The sequence below is a fragment of the Sphingomonas sp. CFBP 13706 genome (assembly GCF_014842355.1).
GTDB classification, from domain to species: Bacteria; Pseudomonadota; Alphaproteobacteria; order Sphingomonadales; family Sphingomonadaceae; genus Sphingomonas; species Sphingomonas aerolata.
This window is the reverse complement of the sequence record NZ_JACYVM010000013.1, coordinates 76,267-94,747: the sequence shown is the minus strand read 5'-3', so window position 1 is coordinate 94,747 and position 18,481 is coordinate 76,267. Positions and strand designations below refer to the sequence as shown.

General features: G+C 64.7%; 20 protein-coding genes. 13 read left to right on the top strand and 7 right to left on the bottom strand.

Annotation, left to right across the window (positions count from 1 at the left end):
• On the top strand, positions 1-259 hold a 259-nt coding region (locus IFS44_RS21930), incomplete at its 5' end, for a hypothetical protein (protein ID WP_206757864.1).
• On the opposite strand, the gene IFS44_RS17920 is transcribed toward IFS44_RS21930, so the two are convergent.
• The 4 genes from IFS44_RS17920 to IFS44_RS17905 all read right to left on the bottom strand — a co-directional run bounded on the left by IFS44_RS17920 (position 240) and on the right by IFS44_RS17905 (position 3,839).
• The gene (locus IFS44_RS17920; RefSeq protein WP_192099475.1) at positions 240-1,136 is read right to left on the bottom strand and encodes a glycosidase; all 897 of its coding nucleotides are present in this window, start codon (positions 1,134-1,136) and stop codon (positions 240-242) included. The genes IFS44_RS21930 and IFS44_RS17920 overlap by 20 nt on opposite strands.
• Positions 1,133-1,900, bottom strand: coding sequence for an SDR family NAD(P)-dependent oxidoreductase (locus IFS44_RS17915; protein WP_192099485.1), 768 nt, complete (start codon positions 1,898-1,900; stop codon positions 1,133-1,135). Before IFS44_RS17915 ends, IFS44_RS17920 begins: the two co-directional genes overlap by 4 nt.
• A gap of 361 nt (positions 1,901-2,261) precedes the next feature.
• Positions 2,262-2,777 (bottom strand): hypothetical protein, encoded by a 516-nt coding sequence (locus IFS44_RS17910; protein WP_156360308.1) that lies wholly within the window; start codon positions 2,775-2,777, stop codon positions 2,262-2,264.
• Positions 2,778-3,026: 249 nt separating this feature from the next.
• Entirely contained in the window at positions 3,027-3,839 is an 813-nt protein-coding gene (locus IFS44_RS17905; RefSeq protein WP_183936662.1) for a hypothetical protein, read from the bottom strand.
• A 105-nt stretch (positions 3,840-3,944) separates the two neighbouring features.
• Between IFS44_RS17905 and IFS44_RS17900 the strand changes: the two genes are divergently transcribed.
• The 7 genes from IFS44_RS17900 (at position 3,945) to IFS44_RS17870 (ending at position 11,185) form a co-directional block, all read left to right on the top strand.
• A complete protein-coding gene (locus IFS44_RS17900; RefSeq protein WP_342366480.1) occupies positions 3,945-4,703 on the top strand; it encodes a DUF4129 domain-containing protein in 759 nt (252 codons plus the stop codon).
• Complete coding sequence (locus IFS44_RS17895; protein ID WP_192099474.1) at positions 4,700-5,914, top strand: hypothetical protein; 1,215 nt, start codon at positions 4,700-4,702, stop codon at positions 5,912-5,914. Before IFS44_RS17900 ends, IFS44_RS17895 begins: the two co-directional genes overlap by 4 nt.
• Positions 5,911-6,867, top strand: a complete 957-nt coding sequence (locus IFS44_RS17890) for an AAA family ATPase (RefSeq protein ID WP_192099473.1) — start codon at positions 5,911-5,913, stop codon at positions 6,865-6,867. The genes IFS44_RS17895 and IFS44_RS17890 overlap by 4 nt, the downstream gene beginning before the upstream one ends.
• Positions 6,864-8,174, top strand: a complete 1,311-nt coding sequence (locus IFS44_RS17885) for a DUF58 domain-containing protein (RefSeq protein WP_192099472.1) — start codon at positions 6,864-6,866, stop codon at positions 8,172-8,174. The genes IFS44_RS17890 and IFS44_RS17885 overlap by 4 nt, the downstream gene beginning before the upstream one ends.
• On the top strand, positions 8,171-9,193 hold the full coding sequence (locus tag IFS44_RS17880; protein ID WP_192099471.1) for a stage II sporulation protein M: 1,023 nt from the start codon (positions 8,171-8,173) through the stop codon (positions 9,191-9,193). The genes IFS44_RS17885 and IFS44_RS17880 overlap by 4 nt, the downstream gene beginning before the upstream one ends.
• Positions 9,171-10,037: an RDD family protein gene (locus IFS44_RS17875; RefSeq protein WP_192099470.1), complete on the top strand. Its 867-nt coding sequence runs from the start codon at positions 9,171-9,173 to the stop codon at positions 10,035-10,037. The genes IFS44_RS17880 and IFS44_RS17875 overlap by 23 nt, the downstream gene beginning before the upstream one ends.
• Positions 10,038-10,483: 446 nt before the next feature.
• Positions 10,484-11,185 carry a hypothetical protein gene (locus tag IFS44_RS17870; protein WP_192099469.1) on the top strand — a complete coding sequence of 234 codons (702 nt, stop codon included), beginning with the start codon at positions 10,484-10,486 and terminating at the stop codon, positions 11,183-11,185.
• Positions 11,186-11,505: 320 nt separating this feature from the next.
• On the opposite strand, the gene IFS44_RS17865 is transcribed toward IFS44_RS17870, so the two are convergent.
• Positions 11,506-12,054, bottom strand: coding sequence for a TetR/AcrR family transcriptional regulator (locus tag IFS44_RS17865; protein ID WP_192099468.1), 549 nt, complete (start codon positions 12,052-12,054; stop codon positions 11,506-11,508).
• Between the two features lie 86 nt (positions 12,055-12,140).
• On the opposite strand from IFS44_RS17865, the gene IFS44_RS17860 reads away from it, so the two are divergent.
• The 3 genes from IFS44_RS17860 (at position 12,141) to IFS44_RS17850 (ending at position 13,873) form a co-directional block, all read left to right on the top strand.
• On the top strand, positions 12,141-12,815 hold the full coding sequence (locus tag IFS44_RS17860) for a DUF1349 domain-containing protein (RefSeq protein WP_197977937.1): 675 nt from the start codon (positions 12,141-12,143) through the stop codon (positions 12,813-12,815).
• Between the two features lie 231 nt (positions 12,816-13,046).
• Positions 13,047-13,514: an SRPBCC domain-containing protein gene (locus IFS44_RS17855; RefSeq protein ID WP_159511769.1), complete on the top strand. Its 468-nt coding sequence runs from the start codon at positions 13,047-13,049 to the stop codon at positions 13,512-13,514.
• The gene (locus IFS44_RS17850) at positions 13,511-13,873 is read left to right on the top strand and encodes an ArsR/SmtB family transcription factor (protein WP_197975290.1); all 363 of its coding nucleotides are present in this window, start codon (positions 13,511-13,513) and stop codon (positions 13,871-13,873) included. Before IFS44_RS17855 ends, IFS44_RS17850 begins: the two co-directional genes overlap by 4 nt.
• A 317-nt stretch (positions 13,874-14,190) precedes the next feature.
• Here IFS44_RS17850 and IFS44_RS17845 read toward each other — a convergent pair whose 3' ends face one another.
• A complete protein-coding gene (locus tag IFS44_RS17845; protein WP_192099467.1) occupies positions 14,191-16,038 on the bottom strand; it encodes a M61 family metallopeptidase in 1,848 nt (615 codons plus the stop codon).
• Between the two features lie 386 nt (positions 16,039-16,424).
• Positions 16,425-17,552 (bottom strand): alpha-hydroxy acid oxidase, encoded by a 1,128-nt coding sequence (locus tag IFS44_RS17840; protein WP_244650412.1) that lies wholly within the window; start codon positions 17,550-17,552, stop codon positions 16,425-16,427.
• A gap of 349 nt (positions 17,553-17,901) precedes the next feature.
• On the opposite strand from IFS44_RS17840, the gene IFS44_RS22380 reads away from it, so the two are divergent.
• Together IFS44_RS22380 and IFS44_RS22375 are read left to right on the top strand one after the other, a co-directional pair.
• Positions 17,902-18,117: an NUDIX domain-containing protein gene (locus IFS44_RS22380; RefSeq protein ID WP_342366479.1), complete on the top strand. Its 216-nt coding sequence runs from the start codon at positions 17,902-17,904 to the stop codon at positions 18,115-18,117.
• Entirely contained in the window at positions 18,118-18,369 is a 252-nt protein-coding gene (locus IFS44_RS22375; RefSeq protein WP_244650411.1) for a hypothetical protein, read from the top strand.
• Positions 18,370-18,481: the final 112 nt, after the last annotated feature.

The following is an 18,481-nucleotide window of genomic DNA, read 5'->3' as shown; positions in this document are numbered from 1 at the left end:
GATTGAATCAGACCGCCGACACTACTGCAAGCCCGACTTTTTCAACACAATCGCCCAAAGCCGGACGGCTCATTCAAGCCATCAGCGGCCCTCATCGCTCGGCCTGGCTTCTGCTACTGCGGAGATCGACATGAATGAATGTTCGGAAGTCGAGAAGCGCGTAGGGGGCGTTCAACGACTGCTTCTGGGTCATTGCAGACGACGCAGAGTCGCAATCTACATTTACCGCTTCCAATTTTTTAACCGCCATATCGCCTGATTAACGCCCGCCGTAGCATCCGGTCTTCCAGCGAGTAGTACAGCGCGATCCGGTCGCCCTCCGCCACGCTCGACGCGGCAAACGCGATGTCGGTGGCCTCGCGGGTCAGCGCTGGTGGCGGCACGAGCAGCGGCTCGAGCCCACGCCCCGTCACCCGCGCGAAATCCGTACTGAAGCTGATCCAGCCGATCCGCCAGCGCGCGTCGTGCGTCGCGCCGTTGTAAAACATCACCGGATCTTGCCCCGCCGCCTGCCAGATAGGCCCGGTCGACAGATGCCAATTGTCCCAGCTGTCCTCGCGGATGCCGAACGGATCGGGGAGGACAGTCCAAGGACCCTTCGGGGTCGGCCCGCCCGCCACGCCGATCCGCGACGCGCCCTTGGCCGCATATTCGTAAAACAGGCGCCAATCTCCGGTCGCAGTCTGTGCGAGCGTCGCTTCCTTGATATTGCCTTCGCCGGGTGGTGCCTTCAGCACCAGATCTTCCTTGACCAGCGCGGTCAGGTCGGGCCCCGCAGCTAAAATCATGCATCCCTGCGCGCGCGCAGCGTCCACGCCAGTATAATAGACGAGATATTCGTCGCCGGCCACGAGCACGGTTGGATCCTCGCATCCGCCCATGTCCTCAGCACCCGGCCCGGGTGTGATTGCGAGCCCCGGATCCATAGTGAAGGCCAGCCCGTCGCGGCTCTCTCCGCGCGCAATGATACCGGTCGGATCGCTGGGCCCGAGCGGATGCGGCACGCCGCGAACCATGATCCGGTAGAGATTGCCTTCCCTCCAGACGAACGGGCTCATCATGTCCATGCCGTCGATCACAGACGTAGCGGAGATAGTTACCGTGTCGAGCTGCTCGACCGCATAGGCGATCGTCATGCGCCTTGCGCCACAGTCAATGACAGCCCGCCGTCGATCGTTACCGTGGTGCCGGTGATATAGTCCGCGGCCGGCGACAGCAGGAAAGCGACCAGCGCCGCGACCTCATCGGGCCGACCGGCGCGCTTCCAAGGGATTGCCGCCTCTTTCGCCGCCAGCTCGTCCGGATGATCCAGTGCGGATTGATCCATCGGCGTAAGGATCATCCCAGGCGCGACGCCATTCACCGCAATGCCCTTCGGCGCGAGCTCTAGTGCAAGCGTGGCCGTCAACTGCGACAGGCCACCCTTGGCTGAGTCGTAATCGACGCCGCCCGGTCGCGGCGCGCGTTCGTGAATCGACGATATGTTGACGATCCGCCCCTTGGCGTTCTTTGCCTCGAGCGCGCGCACCATGCGTCGGCAGGTGAGGAACGGGCCATAGAGATCGGAACGGATGACCCGGTCGAACTGCGTAAGTTCCATGTTGACGAGCATAACGCCGCTCATGTTCAAGCCGGCCGAATTGACCAGAAGGCTGACCGTGCCGAACGTTTTTTCGGCCTCCTCGAACAGTCGTTCGACCGCGGCTTCGTCACTGACATCAACTTGCACCGCGATCGCGTGGTTGGACCCACCGATCGAGGCGCAGACCGCCTGCGCCGCGGCGGTATCCTTCAAATAGGTGATCACAACGCGGGCCCCGGCGTCGCCCAACAACTTGGCGCAGGCCGCGCCAATGCCGGATTCACCGCCGGTGACGATAGCAATCTGATTGTCGAACATGGTCATCACCGCTGAACCTGCGGCGTAACCTCAAGTTGCATGAATTCGCTGCCATAAAGTACCTTTCGCCTGCGCGGCTGGAGCGCGAGTATTTCAAACTGGGTAACTCGGGTTCTGGGCGCCCACTTATCGCCGATGAACGAACGTCCGGTTTCATGAAGGGGCGATTGACCTGTGACTGACCGGGACTGGGTCTGGCAGGAAGCCGTAGGGCAGGGGTAATCATCCATTTGCTGCCGTTCGATCATAGTCGTGGCGCGCCGAGAAGTAGAGGCTAGGCAGACCATCTCAACCGGCATCCGCATCTATGCGATGAAGACTGTTCAACGGCTTCTTGTCATAGGTCTGTTAGTAGATCAGGTCAGCTCGTCTTTTTAAAGACCTGCTTATAAACGATCGGCGTAGAAAGCAGTGGAATGATAATGGTGGAATTCTCCACTAAATCCTGGCCGACACTATGGTATTCTGAGGTTCGCTCGCTGTCGTCGCCGCGGAATGTCAGAGCGACGGTTCCACCATCAGCTTTTACCGATACATCGAAAACAAGCTCCGGGATGAGCTTCCACGTGATCGGATCTCCGCCTATCCAAACTACGATAGGTGTTTTGGCATCATAGGCGAGGCCGACTCGACCTCCTGCAGTGGAAATTCTAATCCTATTCACCGCAATGGACTTGCGGAGCCTCATCCGAACACGAGGGCGCTTGTCGTCGGAAATGGTGGCGGTAGCGCTATCGATCACTTTGAAAGCGTTTTCACTCTGCGCAGTGTCCAGTTCATAGATGCCCGAAACCACAGCTTGCGCCGGGCTCGCTGAGCCTGAGGTAGAACTTAACATGGTAACTGCGATCGCCGCCAATAAAGTATGATGACGCATCACACGCTCCTAGAATTTTCCTGCTCGTGGGTACGGGGGTAGCGACGATGCGGGTGAGCGCATAGGTGCTACCTTAACTATCGGATCGAAGGACTTACTTCCCCATCACGACATTCGGCAGTGGATAGCCGGGCTTCAAAATTGGTCATTCGCAAAGATGAACCAGCGTCTGAAGTTGGGATGCGAGGGAAGGGGCGTGAACGTCTGGTTCTGGGTCTTCGTTCGCAAACAGTCACCGCAATGCTGAAGTCAGGCGAAGATGTCGGCGAGCCGATTGGCGTCGGGGCCTTCCTTCCAGTCGCGCAATTCGATGAAAAGCGAGGCGCCGACCGTGGTGAACCAGGTCAGTACGACGGTCGTGACGATCGATTGCAGCAGTTGGACGACGAACGAGGGCTGGGTCGGCACCGGCATCTGGACCTGACCCCCGCCGGTGAGGGCGCCCAGCGAGCCATAGCCTGCCACGCTCCCGACCCCGATCGCGATCGAGGCGAGCATGTAGATGACGAAGGCCAACAGCAAGATTCCGAACACGTGCCACCGCGCGCCCTTGGTCAAGGCACGGCTGCGGCCGAAAGCGCCGAACACGCCCGGACGCTCCGCGACGATCGCGGGCAGTGCTACCGACCACATGACGGCGAGCATGATACCCGGCACGACGAGGAATATCGTGCCGACCCATAGGCCGAGCAGCATCAGCACATAGACCGCGAACAGCGGCAGGCACCGCAACACGCCGACCTGCAGCATCTCGCGCGGGTTAGCCGGTCGTCCCTCGTCATGCGCAACCGCCGCCTGGATCAGTGCCCCGCTGGCGATCAGCCACAGCCAGCCGACAATGAGTCCGTAGACTCCGGCCAGCGCATATTGCCCTTGCTGGACATTTTGGAACACCGCTGCGCCGAGGCCGATCTGGCCGAGCAGCAGCGACGGCAGCGCGATCAGGGCAAAGCTGGTGCCGAGCGTCGCCAGCGGATTGGCCTTGATGACGTTCGCGCTGCGCCCGAACACGTTGCCCACGGAAATTCCGTGGCTCCGCTCGGCGATCGTGTGGCTGGCCATTGTTGTTCCCCCAAGTCCCTGTCGATGATGGTGGCGAGCGAACGTCGCGCTGTCCAGTTGGATCATGCCGGATGAGACGCGAGAGGCGAATGGCAGATTGCACCGGTGGCCGATCCGGCTAAGTCGGGTCTGGGGACGGCGTATCATCGCTGGGAGGGTATCATCGGGGCTTCGGGACACGATCCGGCGGCGGGGGCCGATCGACTGGCTGCGGCGCATGCCGCGCTGAGGGCGGACCCGTCGATCCAGTTCGGTCTGACCCGCCCGCCGCCGCTGCCCAAGCCGCCGGCATGGCTGGAAACGCTAGGACGCTGGCTCGTCGATCTGTTCAGGCCGATCGGGCGGCTGTTGCTCTGGCTGACGAACCTGATGCCCGACGCCCCCTATGCCCGCATCCTGCTGTGGACCCTGCTTGCCGGAATCGCGGCGGCGGTGGTCTGGATGGTGGTCGAACGCATCCGGTCGGGCGAATGGCGGCTTCCCGCGCGACGACGCCCCGCCGGCCCGGCGTCGGCGGCGGAGAGCGACGATTGGGTGCCCGACGCGGCACCGGCGCGGGCCTGGCTGCGCGAGGCGGACCGGCTCGCGGGCGAGGGCGGCTATGCCGAGGCCATCCATTATCTGCTGTTCCATTCGATCGACGGCATCGCCCGGCGACGTCCGGCGCTGCGGCGACCGTCGCTAACCAGCCGCGAACTCGCGTCCGCACCGCTGTTGCCGGCCGCGGTCCGTCCGCTGTTCGCGCGCATTGCGGGGCTGGTCGAGCAGAGCCTGTTCGGCGGACGCGGCGTCACGGATTCGGATTGGCAGAGCGCCCGCGCGGCCTATGCCGACCTGGCACTGCCGGGGCAGTGGCACGCATGAGCGCAGTGACAATCGGCGGCGCGAGCCGTGCGGACAAAGTGTTCGCGCCGCTGACGGTGGCGCTGCTGCTGATCATCGGCCTGATCGGGTTCGCGGGGTCGCTGCTTCTGGGGGCCTATGCACCCGACCTGAAATCCGGGCGTAATGCCGGTGCGCATGCGTTGTCCAACGCCGCGACCGGCTATGCCGGTATCGTCGAGCTGGCGCGAGCAACCGGACGCCGCCCCCGCGTGCTGCGGGCGGAGGAAGGCTGGGAGACCGAGGATCTGGTCGTCGCGACGCCCGAGCATGGCACGACCGACATGACCAAGTTCATAATGGCGCGGCGCGGCCGGGCGACGCTGATCGTGCTGCCGAAATGGGTGACAGTCGCGGACGACGAGACGAGCGGCTGGGTGGACGTCAGCGGGGTGCTGCCGTCGTTCGACCCCGCCGGCGTGCTTGCACCCGCTACGGTGGTGACCGTCACGCGGCGCCCGAGCGGCGGGCGCGCGCTGCATGCCGTCAGCTGGGCACCGGCGTCGCTCGCGGCGTCGGCGCCGCGGCCGCTGCAGGCGATGACCTCGGCGGCGCTGATACCCCTGATCACCGACGAGGCAGGCCGGGTCGTGCTGGGGCAGGTCCGTGGCAGCAATACGTACATTCTCGCGGACCCCGATCTGCTAAACAATCACGGCATCCGCCGGCTGGACCGTGCCCGGGCGGGGCTCGACCTGCTCGATTTCGTCAATGCCACCGGCGCGCGCGGTATCGCGTTCGACGTGACGCTGAACGGCCTCGGCCAGTCGCGCAGCCCGTTGAAGCTCGCCTTCGAGCCGCCGTTCCTCGCGATGACGCTGGCGATCCTCGCGGCGTTAGTGCTGGTCGGATGGCAGGCGCTGGTCCGCTTCGGCGAGGCACGCCCGCCGCCGCGCGCGATCGCGTTCGGCAAGACCGCGTTGATCGACAACAGCGCGATGATCGTCCGCAAGGCGGGGCGCGAGGGCATGCTGGGTGGGCGCTACGCCGCGCTGATCCGCGAGCGGGCGCGGACGATCTTCGGCGTTCCCGTTCGGCTGACGGACGAGGACGCGGACCGCTATCTCGACAATCTTGGGGGCGCGACGCGGTTCAGCACGCTGATCGCCGACGCAGCGTGCGCCACACATCGCACCGACATGCTGGCAGCCGCGCAAGCGCTGCACCGATGGCAACAGGAGAAGACACAGTGACGGTAGAAGAGGTTAAGGCACTCGGGCAGGCGATCCGGGCCGAGATCGGCAAGGCCGTGATCGGGCACGACGCGACCATCGACCTGTTGCTGATCGCGCTGTTCGCGGGCGGGCACATCCTGCTGGAAGGGCCGCCGGGTACCGCCAAGACGTTGCTCGCCCACGCGTTCGCCAGGACGGTCGGGCTGGAGTTCGGTCGTATCCAGTTCACTCCCGACCTTATGCCGGGCGATATCATCGGTGCGAACCTGTTCGACTTCCAGACGTCGACCTTCACGCTGACGCGAGGGCCGATCTTCACCGAATTGCTGCTCGCGGACGAGATCAACCGCACCTCGCCCAAGACCCAGGCGGCGCTGCTAGAGGCGATGCAGGAGCGCACCGTCACGATCGACGGCGAGAGCCTGGCGCTGAGCGACCGATTCACCGTCGTCGCGACGCAGAATCCGATCGAGCAGCAGGGCGTCTATCCGCTGCCCGAGGCGCAGCTCGACCGGTTCCTGTTCAAGCAGACGGTGTCTTATCCGACCGCGGAGGAGGAGCGGCGGATCGTCGCCGACCATGGCGCTCGGTCGGCGGCGATGTCGCCGGCGGACTGGGGGATCGAGGCGCGGGCCGACGCAGCGACGATTGATGCAGCGGTCAGGACGGTCGCGAACGTGCGGCTGGTGGACGAGGTCATCGACTATATCGTCGCGCTGGTCCGCGGCACGCGCGATGTGGCCGACCTGGAAAGCGGCGCCTCGCCGCGTGCGGGCGCGATGCTGGCGGGGGCCGCGCGGGCGCGCGCGGCGCTGGACGGCCGCGATTTCGTGATACCCGACGACGTGAAGACGCTGGCGCCCGCGTTGCTGCGCCACCGGTTGATCCTGTCGCCCGCGGCGGAGATCGGCGGGCGCGCGATCGAGGATGTCGTCGCGCAGATCATCGAGACGATCGAGGCCCCGCGTTGATCTATCCGACCCGCATGGCGGTGCTGGCGGCGGCGATCGGAGTCCCAGTCACGCTGCTGGTCGCGATGCTGTTTCCGGCGACCTGGTATGCGGGTCTCGGCTGGCCGCTCGCCGTCCTGACGCTCGTCGTTGCCGATGCGGTGCTGGGGCGTGCGCAGGCGAGTGCCGTGCTGGCGCTGCCGCGATCGACGGCGGTCGGGGTCGCCCTGAGCGTGCCGATCGAGATCGGGATCGCGGCGCGGCGGGCCGTGAGTGCAGCGCAAGTCGCCCTCGCGCCCGATCCGCTGCTAGCGTTCGCCGACGCCGCGCCCCTTGACGTTGCGCTGGCGGCGGGCCGGGGAGCCGGGACGATCGCCATGACGCCGCTGCGCCGCGGCACGGCGCGGTTCGGCACGATATGGGTGCGCTGGGCGGGGCCGCTCGGTCTGGCGTGGCGCCAGGCGCGGATCGACGGGGACCGGAGCTTGCCGATCCTGCCCGATATCGAGGCGGTGCGGCGGCAGGGCGCGCAGCTGTTCCATCGCCATGCGGTGCAGGGCCTGCTGGCGCAAAGCGACCGCGGCGACGGCACCGATTTCGACGCGCTGGTCGAGTTCCGATCGGGTGTGGACCGGCGTGCGATCGACTGGAAACAGTCCGCCCGGCACAGGAAGCTCTATGCCAAGGAATACCGGACCGAACGTAACAGCCAGATCGTCTTCGCGATCGATTCCGGTCGGCAGATGTCGGAACCCGTCGGCGGTATCCCGCGTCTCGATCGCGCGGTCTCGGCGGCGCTGTTGACCGGGTGGCTCGCCTTGAAGATTGGCGACCGCGTCGCGCTGCACGCGTTCGATTCGCGCCCGCGTATCGCTAGCGGCTTCATCGGCGGGGCGGGGGCGCTGGGCGAACTCCAGCATCTTGCCGCGCGCATCGACTACAGCGGCGACGAGACCAACTATACCTTTGCGCTGACCACGCTGGCGGCGCGGCTGACGCGGCGGTCGATGATCGTGCTGTTCACCGAATTCACCGATCCAATCTCCGCCGACTTCATGGTGCAGGCGGTCGCGCGGCTGCTCAAGACGCATCTCATGCTGATCGTCGTCCTGCGCGACGACGAACTGGAGACGATCGTCGATCGCGCGCCCAAACAGCCCGCCGACGTGACCCGCGCGGTGACCGCCGCGGCGTTGCTGCGCGACCGGCGGCTGGTGCTGCTGCGCCTGCGCCGCCTGGGCGTCCATGTGATCGAGAGTCCGTACGACCAGGTCGCCGAACGGCTGGTCGAAGGCTATGTCGATCTCAAGCGGAGGAGCCTGTTGTGAGCGCGTTCGTCGATATCGCACCGCCGCTGCTCAACGCCAGCCGCTTCCGCGCCGCGCACGAACAGGACTGGACGCGACTGGAGTCGCTGCTCGGCCGGATCGAGAAGCGCTCGGTCCGCGTGCTGTCCGACGATGACCTGCTGGCGCTGCCGCTGCTGTACCGGTCCACGCTGTCGTCGCTGTCGGTCGCGCGCGAGATGTCGCTCGACCGCGCGCTGGTCGCCTATCTCGAGCAATTGTGCGCGCGCGCCTACTTCCAGCTCTACGGCGTGTCGGACTCGGCTTGGCGGGATCTCGGGCGCTTCTTCACCAGGGGATGGCCGACTGCGGTCGCCGCGCTGTGGTGCGAGACTCTGGTCATGGCGTTCCTGACGGTCGCGGGCGCGGTCGCGGCCTATATGCTGGTCCGGGCCGATCCGACCTGGTTCGCAAGCCTCGTCCCCCCCGGGATGGCGGGCGGGCGCGATCCGAGCGCGTCGGTGGCAGCGCTGCGTGCGACGCTGTACCAGAGCAAGGACGACGGGCTGGGCCTGTTCGCGAGCTTCCTGTTCGGCCATAACGCCCAAATCGCGATCTTCGCCTTCGCGCTCGGTTTCGCCTTCGTCGTGCCGACCGCGCTGCTGATCTTCTACAACGGGCTGATGCTCGGCGCGATGGTCGCGGTGTTCGCGGCCAAGGGGCTGGGTCCGAACTTCTTGGCCTGGCTGGCGATCCACGGCACGACCGAATTGTTCGCGGTCATGATCGCGGGCGCGGCCGGGATGCGCATCGGCACCGCCATCGCGTTTCCCGGCGGGCAGGAACGGATGGAGGCGGTGGTCGCCGCCGGCCGCACCGCCGCGATCGCCACGGCGGGCGTGGTGCTGATGCTCGCGATCGCAGCGGTGTTGGAGGGCGTCGGTCGTCAGGTGGTGACCGGCGACGGCGCGCGCGCGGGGATCGGCGCGGCGATGCTCGCTGCGTGGCTGATCTATTATTGCGGCATGGGGAGGCGTCATGCGCACCGCTCGGCAGACTAAGGCACCCGTGGCCCGGCGCCGCAGCTTCGTCACGCCCGAAGGTGTCGACCTGCAGCTGGAACTGGGCGGGGCGGGGACGCGCGCTGCGGCGTTCCTGATCGACATGCTCCTGATGCTGCTCGTGCTGATCGCCGTGACGTTCGCCTTGTCCGCACTGGATCACGCCACCCGCGCGGATATCGCCGAGATCCTGTGGCTGATCGGCGCATTCGTGTTGCGCAACGGCTGGTTCGTCCTGTTCGAGATGGGTGGGCGCGGCGCGACCCCGGGCAAGCGCGTGATGAAGCTGCGCGTAGTCGCGCGTGATGGCGCGCGGCTGACCGCGGGCGCCGTGCTCGCGCGCAACGCGATGCGCGAGATCGAGGTGTTCCTGCCGCTCTCGTTCCTCGGCGCGCACGCGGCGATGGGAACCGCGGATGCGTTCCTGACGATCTTCGCGTTGTTGTGGAGCGGCATCTTCCTGTTCTTCCCGCTGTTCAACCGCGACCGGTTGCGGATCGGGGATCTGGTCGCGGGAACCTGGGTGGTGCAGACCGCCGTCCGCACGCTGGCGGCCGATCTTGCATCGGCCGGCGATCGGCCGCGACACGTCTTTTCCGAAGCGGCGCTGGCGCTGTACGGCATCTACGAATTGCAGGCGCTGGAAGACGTGATCCGTGGCGGCGACGATCTTGCCCGGATCACCGTCGCGGCGGCGATCCGGCGCAAGGCGGGGCTCCCCGACGATCGTGACGACGACGGCTTCCTCGCCGATTATTACGCCGCGCTCTGTGCTAGGTTGGAGGGCGGACTACTGGTCGGCCGACGCCGCCTCGACAAGCTCAGCGCCGTAAGCCAACCGTAGTTCGGACCGCGCGGTGATTGATAAAAACTGCGACCGCTGCCTAAAAAGTCTTGAGGCACTCTTATTTATTGCCGAGGCGCCGAAAGCGGGTGCCGCAAGACGACAAGAGGTCGGCCCAGGACCTGCAGAAATGTGCAATCCACGCAGCACCCTAGAGCGCAGGACTGCGGCTTTCTGTGCGCGGCGGACTTACCTTTGTGATGAACAAATGGCGTAAGTTGAGTTGGTTAAGTGCGGCAGTAGTGGCCATCTCGCAATGGCGGCGGTCCCGCGAAACGCTCCTGCCTTGCTATCATACCCAGGTCAGATCGGGGGGGCCTCACTCAAGTCGCTACCTAACTCCGCGTCTGCACCGTTCCTGCACATCTTTTCCCGAAAGTCTTCACAGAGTCATCATCTCGGCTCGGCATCGTTGCGGCAAACGGCTCCCGAAGGAGCCATTCGCCATGTCGTATCCCGACCATTCCCGCCCGGGCATAGGCGCACTTGTCGTCGCTAGTATCTTTCCCGCCATCGTGATCCTGATCGAACTGGTGACGGGGATCTGTGCCGGTGCGTTCTTCGATCCGGTGCCGACGATCGGCCATGTCGTCCTCATCTCCCTGGTACCGATCGTCAACTTTCTGCTCTGGCGCGCACTGCGGACGGAGGATACGGCGCCTGTGTGGTTGGTGATCGTCGGCGGCGTGAGTATCGCGGTCGCGGCGAGCTATAGTCTCCTGTTTCTGCCGATGCTGCCCTTCGCGTTCATCGCGATCATTCTCGTCGGTATTGGCTTGTTGCCGTTCGCCCCGCTCGCGGGACTAGTTTTTGCGGTTCGTTGGACGGGTGAAACGGCGGCATCGCGCGACTGCGGCGGCCGAATCGCTGTCGGCGGTGTCGCGTTGGGCATGGTCGCGCTGCTGCTGGTCGATCTGCCCGCCACGATCACGCAGGTCGCCCTGGATCGCTATGACGGGAGCGTCCAGCGGCGGCGGAGCGCGGTGGCGCTCATGCGCGCCCTCGGCGACCGCGACATGCTGCTCCGCCAATCCTATGGCGATAGCGCACCTGCGAGCGGCGTCGCGAGCTTCCTCGTGTCCGCCTGGACCAACGGGGTGTTCTGGAACGAACAGCGCCGGACCGACGCGGCGCGCGAGCTTTATTAGCGTCTGGCGCGGGGGCGGGTGTGACAACGTTCACGCCCGCACTCCGCAAGGCGAAAGCAATGTCGGCGCCGCCATCTGAATATCCGCCCGGCTTCGCGTCCTTTCGCAGTCCGTCGATCAGCGGTGGTGGAAGCGCTTGGTAGAGAAGGGCGACCGGCGCTGTTTTCATAAATACTCTCCTGCGCGCCGCGCCTTAGCTCGAAGCGGCGCGCGCATGAAAGGGGCATCGATTGCGGTCATGCGGCAGTAATACCTTACGCATGGGCTTGACCCTGACCGTCGCGCCATTTGCGCTGGGGTACCCTGATCGATCGGACCGGCTAACACCCGGCAATCCGCTCGACGATGGTCCTGATCGCATCGCGCTCTAGGGGGGCGCGATCGATCGAATTGTGGATGCCGATACCCTCGATCAGCGCGTCGAGCGCGCGCGCCGTGAGCGGGTCGAAGAAGCGGCCCAGGGCGCCTCGGCTGCTGTCCATCCAATGTTGCATGACCGCGCTGACCGGTGGGTGCCGGGCCGCGAAGGCGTAGAGTTCGTAGCTCAACAACAGGGTGCGCGGTTCCGCCCAGACCTGGTTGGCGATGATGTCGATGACTGCCGTACACGCCTCTGCGCGGTCCGTCGCGGACTCCAGGCGCGCGCGGAAGGCAGTGGAGGAGTCCGCCGCCAGTTGCAGGAAGGCGGCCGTGAGCAGGTCCTCCAGCGTCGCAAAATAATAGGTGACCGAGCCGAGCGGCACCTGCGCCGCCTCGGCGATGCGGCGATGAGTCGTTGCCGCGGTTCCAAGATCGGCAATGACTCCTAGCGTCGCATCGACGATGCGCTGCCGCCGTGTCGGATCGTTGCGCCGGGACTGTTGGGTCATCGCCTCTTTACCTCGATCTCGGCATGTGTACATATGTACATAATATCGAGGGTGATTGGAAGGTAGCGGTTATGATGGAGGACCAGGTGAGCAGGCGGACGGTAATCGGTGGTGCCGCAGCGCTTGCGATCGCGGGAAATGCCGGCGTCACGACCGCGCAGGGCTCGGCAATCTCGGCGCTTGGGCGCCGTGACGGTCGCTGGCTGAATGCGCCTAAGGCCTGGAAGGCCGCACCCGGCGGAGACCTGACGCTCGTCACCGACAAGGGCAGCGATTTCTGGCGCGAGACGCATTACGGCTTCACCCGTGACAGCGGTCATTTCCTCGGCTTCACCGCGCCTGCCGCGTTCACCGCCCAATTGCGCATTCGCGGCCAGTATCAGAAACTCTACGATCAGGCCGGCATCATGGTGCGGGTCGACGAAGGGCGCTGGGTCAAGGCTGGGATCGAACTGTCCGACGGGCGCGCGATGCTGAGCAGCGTGCTGACCGATGGCAAGTCCGACTGGGCGACCGGCCCCTATGAGCATGACGCGCAGGATTTCTGGATGCGCGCGACGGTCGCCAAGGGCGTCCTGCGGTTGCAGGTCTCAGCAGACGGCAAGACGTGGCCTTTGGTCAGACTGGCACCCTTTCCGATCGCCCCCGCCTATCAGGTTGGACCGATGGCCTGCACGCCCGAACGTGCCGGACTGGACGTGCGTTTTTCAGACCTGAGCATCACAGCCCCGTTGGGCAAGGACCTCCACGACCTGAGTTGATGGCGCGCCGCTGGGTGGCTCGACCGCTATAATCGCGCATCGACAGCGATCGTGATCGCGAAAAAGGCCTGCCCGCCTGAACGGTGCGTGACAACCATCGGTGCCGGTGACGCCTCGGTCCTCCCGTGGCCATCGCCGATCCAACAGTCGCGGGCGCAATAGTGAAGTACAGACTTGACCAAAAGGCTCCTGAAAGTTAGTGAAGTCAAAGCTTCACTGAGGGGCGAGTCGATGACCATCACACACGATACCTTCAAAATCCGCAAAATCTGCGATGCCGCTCCGCCCGCGATTTTTGGCGCCTTCGCTTTTCAGGACCGCAAGAGCAGGTGGTACGCCGCCAGTCCCGGACACGAGCCGCTCTCCTACAGCTTCGACTTTCGTCCGGGCGGTGAGGAGAAGCTCACCGCCAGGATGCTGCCAGGCACTCCGATCGCGGGAAGGGAGCTGTGCTGGACCTCAACCTATGCTGAGATCGTCGATAACGCGCGGATCGTGTTCTTCCAAACGCTCGACGTCGATCAGGCCCGCGTGTCTGCTGCCGTGGTCACCGTGGAAATTTCGCCGCTCGACGACAAGAGCGAGGTCTTGCTGACGCACCAGGCGGTCTATTTCGAAGGCGCCGACGGCCCAGCAATGCGCCGGATGGGGTGGGACTTCCTGCTCGACACGATGGCTTCGGAACTGCAGCCCGCATGATGCAGCCTGCCGTAGAGTCTGTCCGTTCGTCGAGGGTCGACCTTCTGTTTCATGCGCTGGGTGACGCCAATCGCCGTCGCATGGTGAGTCATCTTGCGGAGCGGCCCGCGAGCGTTTCGGAACTTGCTGCGGTACTGGCGATCAGCAAGACGGCAATAGGCCAGCACCTCGCCGTGCTTGAGGAAGCCAAGCTCGCCCGCTCGACCAAGCTTGGACGGGTGCGCACCTGTCAATTCGATCCTGCCGGGCTCGCGCCGTTGCAGGATTGGATCGACTATCACCGTCAGGAATGGAACGAGCGGCTGAACCGCCTCGATGATTTGATCAGTGGCATCGTTTCCAACGAAGACTGCGCCTGAACGTCGGCTTCTGCATAGAGCTGTCGTTCGGGTTATCACTGCAATCGGCAGGAATGTCCCCAAACCAAGCCGCTCGGATCGGCGCTTTTGCGACATGAACGAGCGGCCGAAGTTGAGAAGCCGAAACGAGCCCGCGAACGCCCGCAACTGGGTCTTCGCGGTCTCTAAGCAGCCCGACAGTTTTCTGCTCCGTCGTCGCCTCTGTCGTCGTCTGACTATGATCTTTTTGTCCTGGCTCAAATGTATGCCCTGCCGATCCCCATGGACACCCAAGGATCAGCCTTCAGCGCATTTGAAACCCTGAGTGTCGACCCTGCCTAATTGGCCACTGCATCCGGCCCGAGCCACGCGGCGCGAAACGCGAGTTGTTGGGCGGTTGGTTTAACCCCTGCGGTTTCGTAGCGGACCACCTCGACGGTGGGGTCGGCGAGGAAGGTCAGCGTGGCGCGGCGGTCGAGGCCGCGTTGGCGGTAGGTGATGTCGGCGGTCTGGCCGGGTTTGTAACGGCCAAGCGCCGCAGCCGCGTCAGCATCGCTGGTGATCACCGTCCCGCCTAGGCTGACGATCTGGTCGCCGTTGTCGAGGCCGGCGCGGTAGAGCGGAGTATCGGGGGCGGGCGCGCCGTCGATGCGGACGTCGGTGCCGGTAGTCTTGAGGCGGACGTTGCCGAGCCACGCGGCGGTCGGGTTGGCGGGACGGAGCTTCAGACCCGCCTGGTCGAGCAGGGGAGCATAGTCGGGAAGCGCCTCGGCATCGACCGAGGTCCTGAAGAAGGCGTCCGCGAAGGCGGGATCCTTGGTTACCTCGCCCAGCGCGCGCGACAGGTCGGCGCGGGTATAGGGGCGCTCGGGCTTGCCGAAGGTCTGCCATAGGTGGCGCATAAACGTGTCGAGCGTGATGCCCGGGTAACGCTGGCGCAATGTCAGGTCGAGGGCGAGCGCGAGGCCGGCGCCATAGGTGTAGTAGGACACGAACATGTTGGGGTTCGTCGCGTCGATCGACTTTGCCGCATCGACGAACGGCGCCCGCAGGCTCATTTCCTGCGGACCGCCGTAACGGCGTGCGGTGCCAGTGGTTAGCGCGTTGACGGTAGAGCCGACCCCGCGCAGATACGCGTCGGTCGCGGATTCCCCCGCTCGGCGGATCATCAGCGGCCCGTAATATTGGGTGAACCCTTCCGCAAGCCAGAGCGACGGGGTCGGGTTGGCGCGGGTGAAGTCGAACGGTTCGAGCTCGGCAGGGCGGATGCGCTCGACGTTCCAGCTGTGGAAGAATTCATGGCTGAGTGTGTCGATCTGCGCAAAATTCGCCGCGGTGAACGAACGCGGCTGCGATATGATCGTCGAGTTGCGATGCTCCATGCCGTCGCCGCTGATCTGCGGTATATAGTCGGCAATGAAGGTGTAGGTGCCGAAGTCGTAGGCGGGGTGTTCGCCCCACATCGCGATGTGCTGCGCGACGACCTTTTTGGCGGTCGCGGCGAAGCGATCGAGGTCGGCGGGCGAGCCGTCCTGATGGACCGCGAGCCGGATCGTGGCGCGCGTCGATCCCTCTCCGACCTGCCATTCGCGCAAATCGAAATTGGACAGCTCGGTTGGGCTGTCCATGAAATATTGGAAGTTGGGCGCGGCGAAGGTGTAGGGGTCGCCCGTCGGCTGGAGCTGGGTCGCGACCTTCCACTTGGCGTCGAAGGGCACGAACCGGACGCTGATCGGGCGCGCGTCCTGCCCGACCGCCCACAAAAAGGTCGCGGGCATATTGAGATGCGCGTGGGTTGCGTCGATCTGCGCATATGTGCCGTCTCCGTGATCGCCGAACAGCGTGTAGGTGACGCTTACCGTCCCGTCGTGCCCGGGAATCGTCCAGCCATAGGGGTCGGTCCGCGTCATCGCGAGCGCGCGACCGCGGCCATCCTTGGCGGCGAGCGAATAGACGTTCTTGGCGAATTCGTGGATCGCGTAGCGGCCGGGCGAGGAGCGCGACATCTGGACACGCAAGGGGGCCGGTCCGAGGTCGCGCCAGGTGACGGTCACCTGTGCCTCGTGATGGACCGCGTTGGGGAAAGCGATCTCGTACCGGGTCACCGCTGGCGCCTTGGTCTGTGCAATCGCGGGGCCGGCGAGCAACGCCAGCGTGGCGGTGCAGGTCGCAAAAATCGTCTTCATGGATGGTCCCCCGGATCGTCTATCGGCACCTAGGATCGATCGACATTCACCTTGTCAATCCTCCCGCCAGCCGAGGAGGAACGGCGGCAAAGACCTAAAGCCGAGATTATCGCGTAGTCGTGTGACGGATATGAACGAGCGTCCGGAGTTGCGAGACGCTGAAAGCCGTCGGAACGGCCGGTCTTGGGGGCGAATCTGATTTGGGAGCAAATTGGAGCAAGAGACCGAATTTTGGTTGGTTACATCAAGGCGTTAGGCTGGTCTCTCGAGTATAGTTATGCGGAAACAGATCAGATCCGGCCAAGGCGGCAGGCGTCGGATACACACGCATCGTTGAGTCTCCCCAGTAGCGCAAGCGAACATGGCGCTCTCATTCAAGTCGAGAGCTACGCCATATCACGCCGGTTTTCCCGAGTCCGAACATGGCCACGTGACAGGGCTCCTGCATCGTTCACGCCGGCGAGCGTCAACGTGCGCTCGAACTCTTCTGTCAACAACGTCAGAGCGCGATCGACGCCTGCTTCTCCACCGGCTGCGAGGCCGTACAGATAGGGGCGCCCGATCGAACAGGCGGTTGCCCCGAGCGCCAACGCCTTCGCGACGTCCGAGCCGCGTCGGATGCCGCCGTCGCAAATGACGTCCGGCCCACCGCCAACCGCGTCGCGTACCGCTGCGATCTGGTCGATCGGGGCGGGCGCTCCATCGAGCTGGCGTCCGCCGTGGTTCGATACCATCACGCCGGTCGCGCCCGACGCGATCGAACGCCGCGCGTCCTTGGGAGTCATCACGCCCTTGATCGCGAGCGGCCCGTTCCACTCACGTGCGAGCCATTCGACGTCGCGCCAACCGACCGACCGATCGAACTGGCCGCCGATATAATCGAACAGGCTCATCGGCCCCGACGCGAGCGCGTCGATCCTGTGGCTCACGTTCGCAAGATCGAATTTGGACCCTGTCAGCGCAGGCAGCGACCATGACGGATGACGCGCGAAACTCAGCAACGACTTCAGCGTCAGCTTGGGCGGCAGGGACAGTCCGCTGCGCCTGTCTCGCTCGCGGTTGCCGGCGACCGGCGTGTCGACGGTCAGCGCCAGCCCGTGAAAGCCTGCATCCCGGCAACGCGCGACGAACTCTGCGGTCAGACCGCGGTCCTTGAAGATATAGATCTGGAAAACCTTCGGTCCGGCGAATGCCTGGGCAAGGTCTTCCAGCCGCGTCGTTCCCATTGTCGACAGACTGTACACTATGCCGTGACGCGCAGCAGCGCGAGCGACGGCCAGTTCGGCATCGCAGTGGAACATACGGGTGAGCCCCGTCGGCGCCAGCATCAGTGGCCAGCGCGATGGTTGTCCGAACAGCTTCGTGCCGGTGCGGACTGCAGAGACGTCGTTCAGTATGTCCGGCACCAGCTCGTAGTTTGAAAATGCGGTGACGTTTCGGCGCAGCGACACTTCGTCGTCGGCGCCACCGTCAATATAGTCGAAGATCGGTCGTGGCAGCCGTTTGCGTGCCATCAGGCGCAGGTCAGCAACATTGTTCGCCCGGTGAAGCTGCCTCATGGTCGTGCCCGCGTCTTGATCGCAAACAGCTGCGCACCGTGATTCACCATCACTCTCCCACGTCTTGGCCCCTCGCCGATGTCCGGGATGGCAAGCACGGCGAGCAGACGTATTCCCGACGCGTCGTCCCCGTGATCCGGATATCAGGATAGCTGTCGCAGTCTGCGCGCATTAGGGGCAGGCGACGAAACCAATTACTGTGCAAGGCCGCTGCATGACTATGCGCACCGAAGGCATTTGGAGCGTACGGCCCTGTTCTAGAGTATCACCGCGAAGCGTCGACTACAGGCAGGGAAACGAGCGCGTGGGGATATATCATCGGATGGTCGGCAGGGTAGCAAGGCTGGTCTGGCGGATCAGCCGGCCGCGCACGATCGGTGTCCGCGCTGTGTTGCTGGATCCGGACGAGAGGGTCGCGTTGGTGCGGCATACCTATGTCGATCAATGGTATCTTCCGGGCGGCGGCGTGAAAAAGTGCGAAAGTATCGCCGCCGCGCTTGTGCGGGAGCTTGCCGAGTAAGTGGGGATTGCCGACCCGGTGATCGAGCGGGTGCTGGGCGTCTATCACAGTCGCCGAGAGAGCAAGGACGATCATATCGTGATCTTTATCGTGCGAACGGCAGCAAGCAGAATCCTGGGTCGTGCTGATCTGCAAGAGATCGAACAGGCTGACTGGTTTCCGGTGGACGACCTGCCTGAAACTACGTCCCCGGCGACCCGACGGCGCATCGCCGAATACCGGCAGGGGGCGACTGGAACTGGAGCCTGGTAACGCGGGCGGGTGCTGGCCCGCCGTACGGCACGATCAAAACAACGATTGGCATAGCCTGAGTTCGAGACTGGCGCCTCGCGGCTGCTACCTTTGCCTCCGACCGCTGCTGCGG